Below are 13,020 nucleotides of genomic sequence, written 5' to 3'. Positions count from 1 at the left end.
AAACAAAGGGGTTCTCATGACACGCCTGATCGCTGCGCTTCTTCTGGGCGCGACCACTGCCCTTGCCAGCCCTGCGCTGGCCTTCGACATCTCGGCCATGACCGAGGACGAAAAGGCAGCCTTTGGGCAGGCCGTGCGCGACTACCTGATGGAGAACCCGCAGGTCCTGATCGAGTCGATCAACGTGCTGGAAACGCGCCAGGCCGAAACGGCTGCCCAGAGCGATCTGGAGCTGGTGGCGGCCAATCGGCAGGCCATCTTCGAGGATGGCCACAGCTGGGTCGGCGGCAATCCCGATGGGGACCTGACCATGGTCGAATTCATCGACTATCGCTGCGGCGTCTGCCGCCAGTTCAACCAGGAAGTCCATGACGCCGTCGAGGAAGATGGCAACATCAAGCTGATCCTGAAGGAATTTCCCATCCTGGGCGAAGACAGCGAACAGTCCAGCCGCTTTGCAATCGCGGCTCTGCAGGTCGGCGGTGACGTGGCCTACAGGGCCGCCCATGATGCCCTGATCACGCTGCGCACGCCCGCCTCGCCAGAGGCCCTGCGCGGCATCGCTGAGACGATCGGTCTCGATGCCGACGAGGTTCTGGCGCGCATGAGCAGCGACGGCGTCACCCGGGTCCTGGACCAGAACCACCAGCTGGGCCAGACCATGGCGATCCAGGGAACGCCCACCTTCATCATCGGCGACCAGATGCTGCGCGGCGTGCCGCGCGCCGGGGTCGCGGCCACGATCGCGCAGATCCGCGAAAGCATGTGATCAATCTGCGCTGCTGCGGGAATAGACATCCTCGTAGCGGATGATGTCGTCCTCGCCCAGGTAGCTGCCGGTCTGGACCTCGATCAGGACCATCGGCACCTTGCCGGGGTTCTCCATCCGGTGGACGGCGCCCAGGGGCACATAGATCGACTGGTTCTCCGTCACCAGCGTCACCGTGTCGTCCACCGTCACCCGCGCCGTACCCGACACCACGATCCAGTGTTCCGAGCGGTGGACATGGCTTTGCAGCGACAGGGCCGCGCCGGGCTTCACCACGATGCGCTTGACCTGGAAACGGTCGGCCAGGGCCAGCGTCTCGAACCAGCCCCAGGGGCGGTGGTCGCGGGGAAAGGCCTCGGCCTGCTTGCGGCGCTTGGACTTCAGGGCCGCGACCGCCTGGCGCACGTCCTGCGCCCGCGACCGGTCGGCCACCAGCACCGCGTCCGAGGTGGCCACCACCATCATGTCGGTCAGGCCGATGCCCACGACCTCCAGATCGTCGCTGTCCGAGCGCAGCAGCACGTTCCGGCAGTCGATCGCGGTGGAATGATCATCGGTCACGACGCCCTGGTCCGAGGCCGCCTGCCCCAGGGCCTCGCGCCAGACGGCGTCCCAGCCCCCCAGGTCCGACCAGCGGCCCGAAAAGCGCACGACGGTCAGGTTGTCGGCCTTTTCCATCACCGCATAGTCGATGGAATTGTCCTGCAGCCCGTCCCAGGGCGCGCGGGCCAGGCGCAGGAAGCCCAGGTCGGGGCGCGCGTCATCGACGGCCTGCTGGACAGGTTCCAGATAGGCGGGGGCATGGCGGCGGAAGGCCTCGATCATCACCCCGGCGCTGAAGAGGAAGATCCCGGCATTCCAGAGGAAATTGCCTGCCTCCAGCATCCGCGCCGCATGGGCGGCATCGGGCTTTTCCACAAAGCGCGCCAGGGGCTGCGGCCCCTCCCCCTGCGTCGCCAGCTCCAGATAGCCGTAACCGGTCTCGGGCCGGTCGGGGGTGATGCCGAAGGTCACGATCCGCCCCTGCACCGCGGCCTCCGCGCCCTGAGCGACGGCCGCCGCAAAGGCCTCCGCATCGGGGATCACGTGGTCGGAGGGGGCGACCAGCACCAGCCGGTCGGGATCCTCGGCCGCGACCATCAGCGCGGCGGCCAGGATCGCGGGGGCGGTGTTGCGCCCCGAGGGTTCGATGACGATGGCGCCGGGGGTGATGCCCCCCTGTTCCAGCTGTTCGGCCACGATGAAGCGGAAATCGGAATTCGTCATCACCACCGGCGCGGCAAAGCCGGGTCCCGACAGGCGCCGGGCCGAGGCCTGGAACAGCGTCTCCTCGCCGATCAGGGGGGCGAACTGCTTGGGAAAGCTCTTGCGCGATACGGGCCAGAGCCGCGTGCCCGACCCGCCCGCCATCAGAACCGGTGTGATCTTGGTCATGATAAACATCCTTGGCGTCCCGCGCCGCTGCCTTGCCGCGAAGGCTTTGCACCATCCGCCGTCCGGCTGCCAGTCAAGGGCCAAGCCGACCGCCCGTCAAGCGGCCAGTGCCACGCCCGCGCGCGTTTTTCGCGGTTGTTGTCAATCGGCTGCGGGCGGTGGGCGGTCCATGAAAAACCCCCATGCGGGGGGCGCACGGGGGGGGAAAGGTCCTGCGCGTCTTCTGCGCGCTTTCTGCTGCGACAGGTTGCCTGGCCCGTCAGGGTCACGCGTCACCCGGATCGGGCGCGGCCGGCCTTGTGGCGGTCCGCGCCCGATCCGTCTTCAGCTGCACCCGCTGGTCGATCCGCAGGTGTTGCACTTCATGCAGGTCCCGTTGCGGACCAGGGTATAGTTGCCGCATTCGCCGCAGGGATCACCCTCATAGCCCTGCATCCGGGCCTTGGCGCGGGCATCAAGGCCGCCGGCCTGAAAACCGGCCGCAGGTTCAACGATGCCCGTAACCACGGCAGCGGCCGAGACCCCGCCCTGCAGCACCATCAGTTCCTGCGGCAGGCGCTTGCGCAGATAGCCGGCGCTGCTGATCTGCTTGAGCATGGTCAGCGACTTCAGCTCGGTCTGCTCGTTGACCGGGGTGGTGTCGCGGCCTTCGCCCTCACCGCCGCCCATGTCGTCAAAGCGCGCGCCCTCGGGCTTCACATGCGCCAGGTCGGTGCGGTCCAGATAGCTGACCGCCAGTTCGCGGAACACGTAATCCAGGATCGAGGTCGCGTTCTTGATGCTGTCATTGCCCTGCACCATGCCCGCCGGTTCAAAGCGGGTGAAGGTGAAGGCGTCCACAAACTCCTCCAGCGGCACGCCGTATTGCAGGCCCACGGACACGGCGATGGCAAAGTTGTTCATCATGGCGCGAAAGCCCGCGCCTTCCTTGTGCATGTCGATGAAGATCTCGCCCAGCTTGCCGTCGTCGTATTCGCCGGTGCGCAGATAGACCTTGTGCCCGCCGACGATGGCCTTCTGGGTATAGCCCTTGCGCCGCTGCGGCAGCTTTTCGCGATTGCTGCGCACGATCTCCTTGACGATGATCCGCTCGATGATCTTCTCGGCCAGGACCGTGGCCTTTTCCTGGTTGCTGCCGGTGGCCAGGATCTCTTCGGCCTCCTCGTCATCCTCGACCAGCGCGCTGGCCAGGGGTTGCGACAGCTTTGATCCGTCGCGATAAAGGGCGTTGGCCTTGATCCCCAGGCTGTGGCTCAGCTCATAGGCCGCCAGCGCATCCTCGATGGTGGCGCTGTTGGGCATGTTGATCGTCTTGCTGATCGCGCCCGAGATGAAGCTCTGCGCCGCGGCCATCATGCGGATGTGGCTGTCCACCGACAGATAGCGCCGCCCCTTCTTGCCGCAGGCATTGGCGCAGTCGAAGACCGGCAGATGCTCGGCTTTCAGATGCGGCGCGCCCTCCAGCGTCATGGTGCCGCAGACATGGTCGTTGGCGGCCTCGATCTGGGCACGGGTGAAGCCCAGGTGGCGCAAGAGGTCAAAGGTCGGATCGGCCAGCTTTTCGGCCGGGATGCCCAGGGTGCCGCGGCAGAAATCCTCGCCCAGGGTCCACTGGTTGAAGACGAAGCGGATGTCGAAGGCGCTGGCCAGGGCAGCCTCGACCTTTTCGATCTCGCGCGCGCCAAAGCCGTGGCCGGCCAGCGAGGCGTGGTTGATGGCCGGGCAATTGCCAAGCGTGGCGTGACCGACGGCGTGGCCGATGATCTCCTCGATCTGGGCGCTGGCATAGCCCAGCATCTCCAGCGCGGCCGGAACCGATTGGTTGATGATCTTGAAGTAACCGCCGCCCGCCAGCTTCTTGAACTTGACCAGGGCGAAATCCGGCTCGATCCCGGTCGTGTCGCAATCCAACACCAGGCCGATCGTGCCGGTGGGCGCGATGACGGTGGTCTGGGCGTTGCGATAGCCGTGCTGTTCGCCCAGGGCCAGCGCCTCGTCCCAGGCCGCGCGGGCCAGGGCGACCAGCGACGGGTCGGCGCAATTGGCGGCGTCCAGCGCCACGGGGGCGACGTTCACGCCCTCATAGCTGCCGGTCCCTTGCGCGGCGGCGCGGTGGTTGCGGATCACCCGCAGCATGTGGTCGCGGTTCCGGGCATAGCCCGGGAAGGCGCCCAGTTCCGCCGCCATCCGGGCCGAGGTCGCATAGGCCACCCCGGTCATGATCGCGGACAGCGCGCCGCACAGCGCCCGGCCCTGATCGCTGTCGTAACCCTGCCCCATGTTCATCAACAGGCCGCCGATATTGGCGTAGCCCAGGCCAAGCGTGCGGAAATCATAGCTGCGCTGCGCGATCTGCGGACTGGGGAATTGCGCCATCAGCACGCTGATCTCCAGCGTGACGGTCCAGAGCCGCGTGGCATGGACATAGGCATCGGCGTCAAACCGGTCGCCGGTCCAGAAGGTCAGCAGGTTCATCGAGGCCAGGTTGCAGGCGGTGTCGTCCAGGAACATGTATTCGCTGCACGGGTTCGACCCGCGGATCGCGCCGTCTTCCGGGCAGGTGTGCCAGGCGTTGACCGTGTCGTGGAACTGGATCCCGGGATCGGCGCAGGCCCAGGCCGCATGGCCGATCTGGTCCCACAGCTCGCCCGCGCTGACGGTCTTGGCCACCTTGCCGTCGGTGCGGCGGATCAGCTCCCAGGGCGCATCCTCGCGCACCGCGCGCAAAAAGGCATCCGTCACCCGGACCGAGTTGTTCGAGTTCTGGCCCGAGACGCTGACATAGGCCTCGCTGTCCCAATCCGTGTCATAGGTGGGGAATTCGATGCTGTCGAAGCCCTGGCGCGCGTATTGCAGCACCCGGTTCACATAGGTTTCCGGGATCATCGCGCGCTTGGCGGCGCGGATCGCGGTCTTCAGCGCGTCGTTCACGGCCGGATCGGTCGCATCCGCCATGCTGCCGTCCCAGGCCTTGATGGCGGCAAAGATCTCGTTCAACTGCCGTTCGTGCATCTTCGAGCCGGCGACCAGGCTTGCGACCTTCTGCTCCTCGATCACCTTCCAGTTCACGAAGGCCTCGATGTCGGGGTGATCCATGTCGCAGATCACCATCTTGGCCGCGCGCCGCGTGGTGCCGCCCGACTTGATCGCCCCCGCCGCACGGTCGCCGATCTTCAGGAAGCCCATCAACCCGCTGGACTTGCCGCCGCCCGACAGCCGCTCGCCCTCGCCGCGCAGGCTGGAGAAGTTGGTGCCCGTGCCGCTGCCGTACTTGAACAGGCGCGCCTCGCGGACCCACAGGTCCATGATGCCGCCTTCGTTCACCAGGTCGTCGCTGACCGACTGGATGAAGCAGGCATGGGGCTGGGGATGTTCATAGGCGCTGTCGGACTTGACCAGCTTGCAGGTCCGGTGGTCGACATAGAAATGCCCCTGGCTGGGACCATCGATGCCATAGGCCCAGTGCAGGCCGGTGTTGAACCATTGCGGGCTGTTCGGGGCCGCCATCTGGCGGGCCAGCATGAAGCGCATCTCGTCGTGATAGGCGCGGGCGTCGGCCTCGGTGCTGAAATAGCCGCCCTTCCAGCCCCAATAGGTCCAGGCCCCGGCCATCCGGTCAAAAACCTGCGCGGCGCTGGTCTCTCCGCCAAAGCGCTGGTCCTGGGGCAGTTCGGCCAAGGCGGCCTCGTCGGGGATGCTGCGCCACAGGAATTCGGGCACGCCCTTTTCGCGCACCCGCTTCAGCCGCGCCGGAACGCCGGCCTTGCGAAAGTATTTCTGCGCGATCACGTCGCTGGCGACTTGGCTCCAGCCCTCCGGCACCTCGACCTGGTCGTTGCGGAAGACGATCGTCCCGTCGGGATTGCGGATCTCGCTGGTGGTCGTGGTAAAGCGGATCTCGCCATAGGCTCCGCCGGTTTCGGTGGTAAAGCGCCGTTCGATCTTCATGCCTGCCCCATCCTGTCTCATCGGTGCCTGCGGCGCGACAGGACATCCCCCGGCCTTTCGCAAAGGCGGGTCAGGCGGCAGGGCCGCCCGGGGGCTGATCGTCCGGGTCCTGCGATGTGGAAGGCGGCTTTTGGCCGACCACATCTTGTGCCGCTTTGGCTGTGGCCTACAAACTGGCCCCAGTTTTCCGGCCTTTCAACAGGTTTCTTTTGGATGGAAGGGGCGAAAGACCGTTGACAGGCGGGCCCGTCGCCCCTGTCCAGATTCGCGCACATGCGGGGCAGGAAAAACGACCAAATTCAGCCAGTTTGGCGATTTTAACGTGCCTTTTCAACTGCATGCAGCGGGCGTTTCAAAGGTTTTCCACAGCCTTATCCCGCCCTCGTCCTCAGGTTGCGCACAGCTGGTGCAAAAGCACCACAGTCGGCGCCTTTCAGCGCAGCGGGTGCAGCGCCCCCGCATCGGTCACGATCAGGTCCAGGGGCTGGTCATAAGGGTCGGCCGGGATCGCGGGCAGCTGCTGGCAGGCAAAAGCCAGGCCGATGGCGGTGACGGGGCCGGATTTCCGCAGCAGTTCCAGTGTCCTGTCATAATAGCCGCCGCCATAGCCAAGCCGGTTCCCCTGTGCGTCGAACCCTGCCAGCGGCACGATCAGCACCTGGGGCACCGCAAGGGGCGCCGAATCGGCCGGATGCAGGGTTCCCCAGGGACCGGGCACCAGATCCTCGCCCTGCCAGGTCCGGAACAGCAGCGGCTGCGCCGGTCCCGGCACCACCGGCAGGCAAACGGGCCCCCGGTGAGCGGCCATCGCGGGGCGCGGATCGGCCTCTCCGCGCATCGGCCAATAGCCCGAGACGACCTTGCCGGCATGGGGCGCCAGGGCCGCGATCAGGTGCCGGTCCAGCGCGGCCGCATTGCCGCCCGCCGCACGGGCCTCCAGGGCCTGCGCGCGCAGGCGTTGCTTGTCGTCGCTCATATCAGGATCACCGTTGCAAGGCCCAGGAAGGCAAAGAACCCCATGACATCGGTCATGGTGGTCACGAAGGTCCCCGAGGCCAGCGCCGGGTCGAGGCCCAGCTTGTTCAGGGTCAGCGGCACCAGGACCCCGCCCAGGGCCGCCACGATCTGGTTCACCACCATGGCCATGCCCAGGACCATGCCCAGCTGCACGTCGCCAAAGATCAGCGACCCGGCCAGCCCCAGGATCACCGCCAGCCCGACGCCGTTCAGGATGCCCGCCCCCAGTTCGCGCATCACCACGCGCCGGGCGTTCGAGCGGTTGAGGTCACGCGTGGCCAGCGCCCGGACGGCGACGGCCAGCGACTGCGTCCCGGCGATGCCGCCGGTCGAGGCCACGATGGGCATCAGCGCCGCCAGCGCCACCAGCGCGGTGATCGTATCCTCGAACCGGCTGATGACGATGGCCGAGAGCGAGGCCGTGAACAGGTTGATCACCAGCCAGGGCAGGCGCTGGCGCGCGGTGGTGAAGGGCCCGTCCGACACGTGGCTTTCATCGTTCACCCCGGCCAGGCGCAGGATGTCCTCCTCGTGCTCCTCGTCCAGCACGGCCATGGCGTCGTCGATGGTGATGACGCCGACCAGCCGGTCATGGGCGTCCACCACCGGGGCCGAGATCAGGTGATACTGGTTGAAGACATAGGCGACATCGCCTTCCTCGGCCTGGGCGCTGATGGTGCGGAAACTGTCCTCGGCCAGGTCGCGCAGGGCGGCGTCGCGGCGCGAGGCCAGCAGCCGGCCAAGTGTGACATAGCCGATCGGGTGGCGGCGCGGATCGACCAGGATGACGTGATAGAACTGTTCGGGCAGCCATTCCTCGTTGCGCAGAAAGTCGATGGTCTCGCCCACGGTCCAGTGTTCGGGCGCGGTCACGACCTCGGACTGCATCAGGCGGCCGGCGGAATATTCGGGATAGGTCAGCGACTGCTGGACGGCGGCGCGGTCGCTGTCGTCCAGGGCCGCCAGGATCTCGGCCCGCTCGGGTTCGGCCAGGTCCTCGATCAGGTCCACGACGTCGTCGCTGTCCATCTCGCGCACGGCCTCGGCCAGCACGTCGCGGGGCAGCAGCTCCAGCACCTCCTCGCGGATCGACTCGTCGATTTCGGACAGGATCTCGCCGTCGATCTCGCCGGAATAGAGCTGCAGGAACTGGCGGCGCCGGGCCGGGGTCAGCCGCTCGATGATGTCGGCGATGTCGGCGCCGTGCATCGGCTCCAGCAGGGTGTTCAGCATCTCCTGGTCGCCGTCGCCGATGGCGGCGTCGATGCGAGCCAGAAGCTCGGGGCGCGGCTCGAAATCGTCCTCGCGCTCGGTCTGGATCGGGGTGTCGGTGCTGAGCGGGCTCTTGTCGTCGGCCATGCTGCCCTTCCTGTGGGTCGGTCGTGTCGGTGTCGGGTCGAGGGCCGGTCAGCCGTTCAGCAGCGCCAGTGCCGCCGCATGCAGATCGGGCGAGGCGGCGGCGATGACCTGCCCGCCCTGGGCCGCCGATCCGCCCTGCCAGTCGGTGACGATGCCGCCCGCGGCCTCGACCACGGCCAGGGGTCCCGCGATGTCATAGGATTGCAGCCCGGCCTCGATCACCAGGTCGATCTGGCCAAGGGCCAGCAGCGCATAGGCATAGCAGTCCAGCCCATAGCGCGTCAGGCGCACCCTGTCGGCCACGCGGCGAAAGGCTGCGGCCTCGTCGGGGGTGCCGATCTCGGGGAAGGTGGTCAGCAGCGTGGCCTGGTCCAGCGTCACGCCGCTGCGCGCCCGCAGCGGGCGGCTGCCCTGTGCGGTGGTCAGGAGGGCCCGTCCCAAGCCGCCCTCGAACCGTTCGCCGGTATAGGGCTGATCGATCAGGCCATAGGGAACCCCCTGCCCGTCCGACAGCCCGATCAGGACCCCCCAGCTGGCCGCTCCGCACAAAAAGGCGCGGGTGCCGTCGATCGGGTCCAGGATCCAGGTCAGGCCGCTGGTGCCGGGCTGGCTGCCATATTCCTCGCCCAGGATCGCGTCCTGGGGACGCATCCGGGCCAGGACCGCGCGCATGGCCTGTTCGGCGGCGCGGTCGGCTTCGGTCACCGGGTCGAAATCCGCCGGGCGCTTGTTTTCGGTCAACAAGCCGTCGCTGCGGAACAGCGGCAGGATCGCCGCGCGGGCGGCGTCGGCCATGCAATGCGCGGTGCGGATGATCTGGGGCGCATCGGTCTGCACATCGATCGGCAAGGCGTGCTGCATCTTGGCCCCCTGAAGCTGAGTTGGGCACGGTGTAACGCGTCCAGGGCTCGGGGGCCAGCGGGCATTCCGGGCTGTCGTCCCGCCGTCATGCGGCGCGGGGCGACAGCAGGGTCATCCGCCTTCTGGCGGTCGGGGCAGTCAAGCGGCGTCGGACAGGACCCGCGCCAGTTCGAAGATCTGGCGGCGCTGCGCCTCGGGCATCGCGTAATAGGCACGAACCAGCTGCAGCGCTTCCTTGTCGGCGAAGATGTCGCCTTCAACCACTGCGTGCAGTTCGCCGTCGTGCAGCCCTTCGAAGAAGAAGCTGACGGGCACGTCGACGGCCCGGGCGATGTCCCAGAGCCGCGAAGCCGAGACGCGGTTCATCCCGGTCTCGTATTTCTGGATCTGCTGGAACTTGATCCCGACCTTGTCGGCCAACTGCTGTTGAGTCATGCCAATCATCCAACGACGATGGCGAATACGCTTACCAACGTGAACATCTACACTGTGCTTCATAACCAACTCAACCTCTTCAATCTAAAGAGGCAGTAGCCCAGCAGGGCTCGCTTTTCGAGTGTCAACTTGGTTAACAGCCCGTTTCCTGACCAAAAAGACAGGTCCTTGCAGGTCCTGAACAGGCCGGTGGGAATGGCGCGCGGGAGATGCCAACCTTGACCACAAACCGCAGGAGAAAAAATGGAAGAAGTGATTCGCATAGGCTGTATTCCGGCGATCGGTGCCGAGCCCGAGATTGCAAGTGCCCCCGCCCCGCGGCCGGCCGAGGATCAGGTTCTGGTCCAGATGCGCGCATCGGCCCTGAATTTCGCGGACCTTCTGAAGGCCAAGGGACAGTATCAGGAGGCCGCCGAGGCGCCCTTCATCGCCGGCCTCGAGGGTGCGGGCGAGGTTGTCCGGGCTCCGCAGGGCAGCCGCCTGACCCCCGGAATGCGGGTGGTCGTGTCCTGGCCCGGCACCATGGCCGAGGTGATCGCCGTGCCCGAACGGGCGGTGCAACCCTTTCCCGACGGCATGAGCTTTGAACAGGCGGCAGGCTTCCAGGTGGCCTATGGTACTAGTCACCTGGCCCTGGCCGGACGCGCGGCCCTGAACCCGGGAGAGACGCTGGTGGTCCTGGGGGCGGCCGGCGGCGTCGGGCTGACCGCCGTCGAGATCGGCCGGGCGATGGGCGCAAGGGTCATCGGCGTGGCGCGCGGGGCCGACCGGCTGGCCAGCGTGACGGCCGCCGGCGCCCAGGAGGTCATCGACAGCAGCGACTGCCCTGACCTCAGGGCCGCATTGCGCGACCTGGGCGGCGCGGACGTGATCTACGACCCGGTCGGCGAGACTGCCGGAGAGGCGGCCTTTCGCGCGCTGAAGCCCGGCGGGCGGTTCCTGGTCATCGGCTTTGCCGGCGGCCGCCCCCCGGAGCTGCCGCTGAACCACGCGCTGGTCAAGAACATCGCCATCCACGGCTTTTACTGGGGCGGCTATCGCAAGCTGGACCCTCAGGCCCTGCGCGACAGCATGACCAGCCTGTTCGGGATGTTCACCGAAGGCCGCCTGAAGCCCCATGCCGGAGAGGTTCTGCCGCTGGATCAGCTGGCCCAGGGCTACTGCCTGCTGAGAGAGCGCCGCAGCATCGGCAAGGTCGTCATTACCCTGTGAATTGCGCCAATTTGACGCGGTCGCGCCATTGAAAATTTTCGCGCCCCGGACGATATTCATCAAGGAACGGGACGCCAATGTCCCGCCTGTCTTATGGGGAGACGTCAATGGCAGATTACAACACGTACCGCGCCACGCAGGCCGTCGGCAGCCGCCAGTCGGTGGTCGACGAAGGCCTGCGGGCCTACATGAACAAGGTTTATGGGCTGATGGCGGTCGGCATGGGTGTAACCGCCGTGGCAGCCTATGGCATCTCGACCGCCGCCGTCACGGCGGACGGGCAATTGAGCGCGCTTGGCGCCGCGATCTACACCTCGCCTCTGAAATGGGTGATCATGTTCGCGCCGCTGCTGATGGTCTTCGCCTTCGGCGCGGCGATCAACCGGCTGTCCGTCTCGGCCGCGACCGGCGTCTTCTATGCCTTCGCGGCGCTGATGGGCCTGTCGCTCAGCTCGATCTTCCTGGTCTATACCGGCACCTCGATCGTGCAGACCTTCCTGGTGACCGCGATCGCCTTCGCGGGCCTGTCGCTCTGGGGCTATACCACCAAGAAGGACATCTCGGGTTGGGGCAGCTTCCTGATCATGGGCGTGATCGGCCTGATCGTGGCCTCGATCGTGAACATCTTCCTGCAGTCCTCGGGCATGCAGTTCGCGATCTCTATCCTGGGCGTGCTGATCTTTGCGGGCCTGACCGCCTATGACACGCAGAACATCAAGAACACCTATCTGCAGATGGCCGGCTCGGATGCCGACTTCATCGGCAAGACGGCGATCATGGGTGCGCTGCGGCTCTATCTCGACTTCCTGAACCTGTTCATGTTCCTGCTGCAGTTCATGGGCCAGCGCGACTGATCCTGACTGAAACGACAGACGGAAAGGCCCCGCCGATCACTCGGCGGGGCCTTTTTCCTTGTGCCCGGGGTCGGTCAGGCGGCGTTCGCCAGCCTCAGGCCCTGGGCCGCCTCGGCCGCCAGCTCAAAGCTGCGCAGCCGGGCGGCGTGGTCGTGGATCTGGCCGGTCAGGATGATCTCGTCGGGCCGATAGGTGCCCACCAGCTGCGCCAGCTGGTCCTGCACCTGCGCCCGGTCGCCCACCGCGCTGATGCGCAGCGCGCGGTCCACGCCCTGCCGCAGCTGCGCGCCGATCTCGGCATCGATATCCGCCACGGGGCGGGGCAGCTTGCCGGGCATGCCGGTCCGCAGCCGTGCGAAGGCCAGCTGCATCGTCGTGCGCAGGAAGGTGGCCTGCCCCGGATCGTCTGCGGCAAAGACATTGATCGCCATGATGGTGCGCGGCGCCTGCCCCCAAGGCGAGGGGCGGAAATTCGTGCGATAAAGCGTCAGCGCCCGATCCAGGTCATCCGGCGCGAAGTGGCTGGCAAAGGCATAGGGCAGGCCCAGGTGGGCGGCCAGCTGCGCGCCGTAAAGGCTGCTGCCCAGGATCCAGATCGGGACATTGGTGCCCTCGCCCGGCAGGGCCCGGACCGCGGCGCCGGGCCGCTCGGGTCCCAGATAGTCCAGCAGTTCGACCACGTCCTGCGGAAAGCTGTCGGCCATCGGATCACGACGCAGCGCGCGGATCACTGCGCCGTCGCCGCCGGGCGCCCGCCCCAGCCCCAGGTCGATGCGGTCGGGAAAGGCGGTGGCCAGCGTGCCGAAAGCCTCGGCCACGGTCAGGGGCGCGTGGTTGGGCAGCATGATGCCGCCGGCGCCCACGCGGATGGTCCGTGTGGCCTGCGCCACAAGTCCTATCAGGACGGCCGTGGCCGCGCTGGCGATGCCCGGCATGTTGTGATGCTCGGCCAGCCAGAAACGGTGATAGCCCCAGTCCTCGGCATGCCGGGCCAGGTCGATGGTGTTGCGGATGGCATCCTGCGCCGTGCTGCCCTCGGGCACCGGCGACAGGTCCAGAAGCGAATAGGGAAGGTTCTGTGTCATGGGCAGGATTTAAGGCGGGCGCCGGCTATTGCAATGGCCGGCGCCG

10 protein-coding genes are annotated in these 13,020 nt (G+C 66.9%); 3 read left to right on the top strand and 7 right to left on the bottom strand.

The window, feature by feature from the left end; genetic code table 11:
• Nucleotides 1–16 precede the first annotated feature (16 nt).
• Complete coding sequence (locus tag ACZ2G3_RS06395; protein WP_470398452.1) at nt 17–769, top strand: DsbA family protein; 753 nt, start codon at nt 17–19, stop codon at nt 767–769.
• Here ACZ2G3_RS06395 and ACZ2G3_RS06390 read toward each other — a convergent pair whose 3' ends face one another.
• The 6 genes from ACZ2G3_RS06390 to ACZ2G3_RS06365 form a co-directional block, all read right to left on the bottom strand.
• Nucleotides 770–2,203, bottom strand: a complete 1,434-nt coding sequence (locus ACZ2G3_RS06390; protein ID WP_470398451.1) for a mannose-1-phosphate guanylyltransferase/mannose-6-phosphate isomerase — start codon at nt 2,201–2,203, stop codon at nt 770–772.
• Between the two features lie 324 nt (nt 2,204–2,527).
• The gene (locus tag ACZ2G3_RS06385) at nt 2,528–6,151 is read right to left on the bottom strand and encodes a vitamin B12-dependent ribonucleotide reductase (RefSeq protein WP_470398449.1); all 3,624 of its coding nucleotides are present in this window, start codon (nt 6,149–6,151) and stop codon (nt 2,528–2,530) included.
• Nucleotides 6,152–6,584: 433 nt separating this feature from the next.
• Nucleotides 6,585–7,127: a 5-formyltetrahydrofolate cyclo-ligase gene (locus tag ACZ2G3_RS06380; RefSeq protein WP_470398447.1), complete on the bottom strand. Its 543-nt coding sequence runs from the start codon at nt 7,125–7,127 to the stop codon at nt 6,585–6,587.
• Nucleotides 7,124–8,527, bottom strand: a complete 1,404-nt coding sequence (mgtE, locus tag ACZ2G3_RS06375) for a magnesium transporter (protein ID WP_419267450.1) — start codon at nt 8,525–8,527, stop codon at nt 7,124–7,126. The genes ACZ2G3_RS06380 and mgtE overlap by 4 nt, the downstream gene beginning before the upstream one ends.
• 48 nt (nt 8,528–8,575) lie before the next feature.
• Entirely contained in the window at nt 8,576–9,388 is an 813-nt protein-coding gene (locus tag ACZ2G3_RS06370; RefSeq protein WP_470398444.1) for an inositol monophosphatase family protein, read from the bottom strand.
• A 138-nt stretch (nt 9,389–9,526) separates the two neighbouring features.
• Nucleotides 9,527–9,886: a helix-turn-helix domain-containing protein gene (locus ACZ2G3_RS06365; protein WP_419267785.1), complete on the bottom strand. Its 360-nt coding sequence runs from the start codon at nt 9,884–9,886 to the stop codon at nt 9,527–9,529.
• Between the two features lie 180 nt (nt 9,887–10,066).
• Between ACZ2G3_RS06365 and ACZ2G3_RS06360 the strand changes: the two genes are divergently transcribed.
• Together ACZ2G3_RS06360 and ACZ2G3_RS06355 are read left to right on the top strand one after the other, a co-directional pair.
• The gene (locus tag ACZ2G3_RS06360; RefSeq protein ID WP_470398442.1) at nt 10,067–11,035 is read left to right on the top strand and encodes an NADPH:quinone oxidoreductase family protein; all 969 of its coding nucleotides are present in this window, start codon (nt 10,067–10,069) and stop codon (nt 11,033–11,035) included.
• A 107-nt stretch (nt 11,036–11,142) separates the two neighbouring features.
• Nucleotides 11,143–11,889: a Bax inhibitor-1/YccA family protein gene (locus tag ACZ2G3_RS06355; protein ID WP_419267446.1), complete on the top strand. Its 747-nt coding sequence runs from the start codon at nt 11,143–11,145 to the stop codon at nt 11,887–11,889.
• A gap of 74 nt (nt 11,890–11,963) precedes the next feature.
• Here the strand turns inward: ACZ2G3_RS06355 and ACZ2G3_RS06350 are convergent, their stop codons facing one another.
• Complete coding sequence (locus ACZ2G3_RS06350; RefSeq protein WP_470398440.1) at nt 11,964–12,974, bottom strand: LLM class flavin-dependent oxidoreductase; 1,011 nt, start codon at nt 12,972–12,974, stop codon at nt 11,964–11,966.
• Nucleotides 12,975–13,020: the final 46 nt, after the last annotated feature.

This window comes from Paracoccus sp. KKT209 (genome assembly GCF_055635455.1).
Note: the sequence above shows the minus strand (reverse complement) of the source record. Positions and strands in the feature narration are given on the sequence as shown.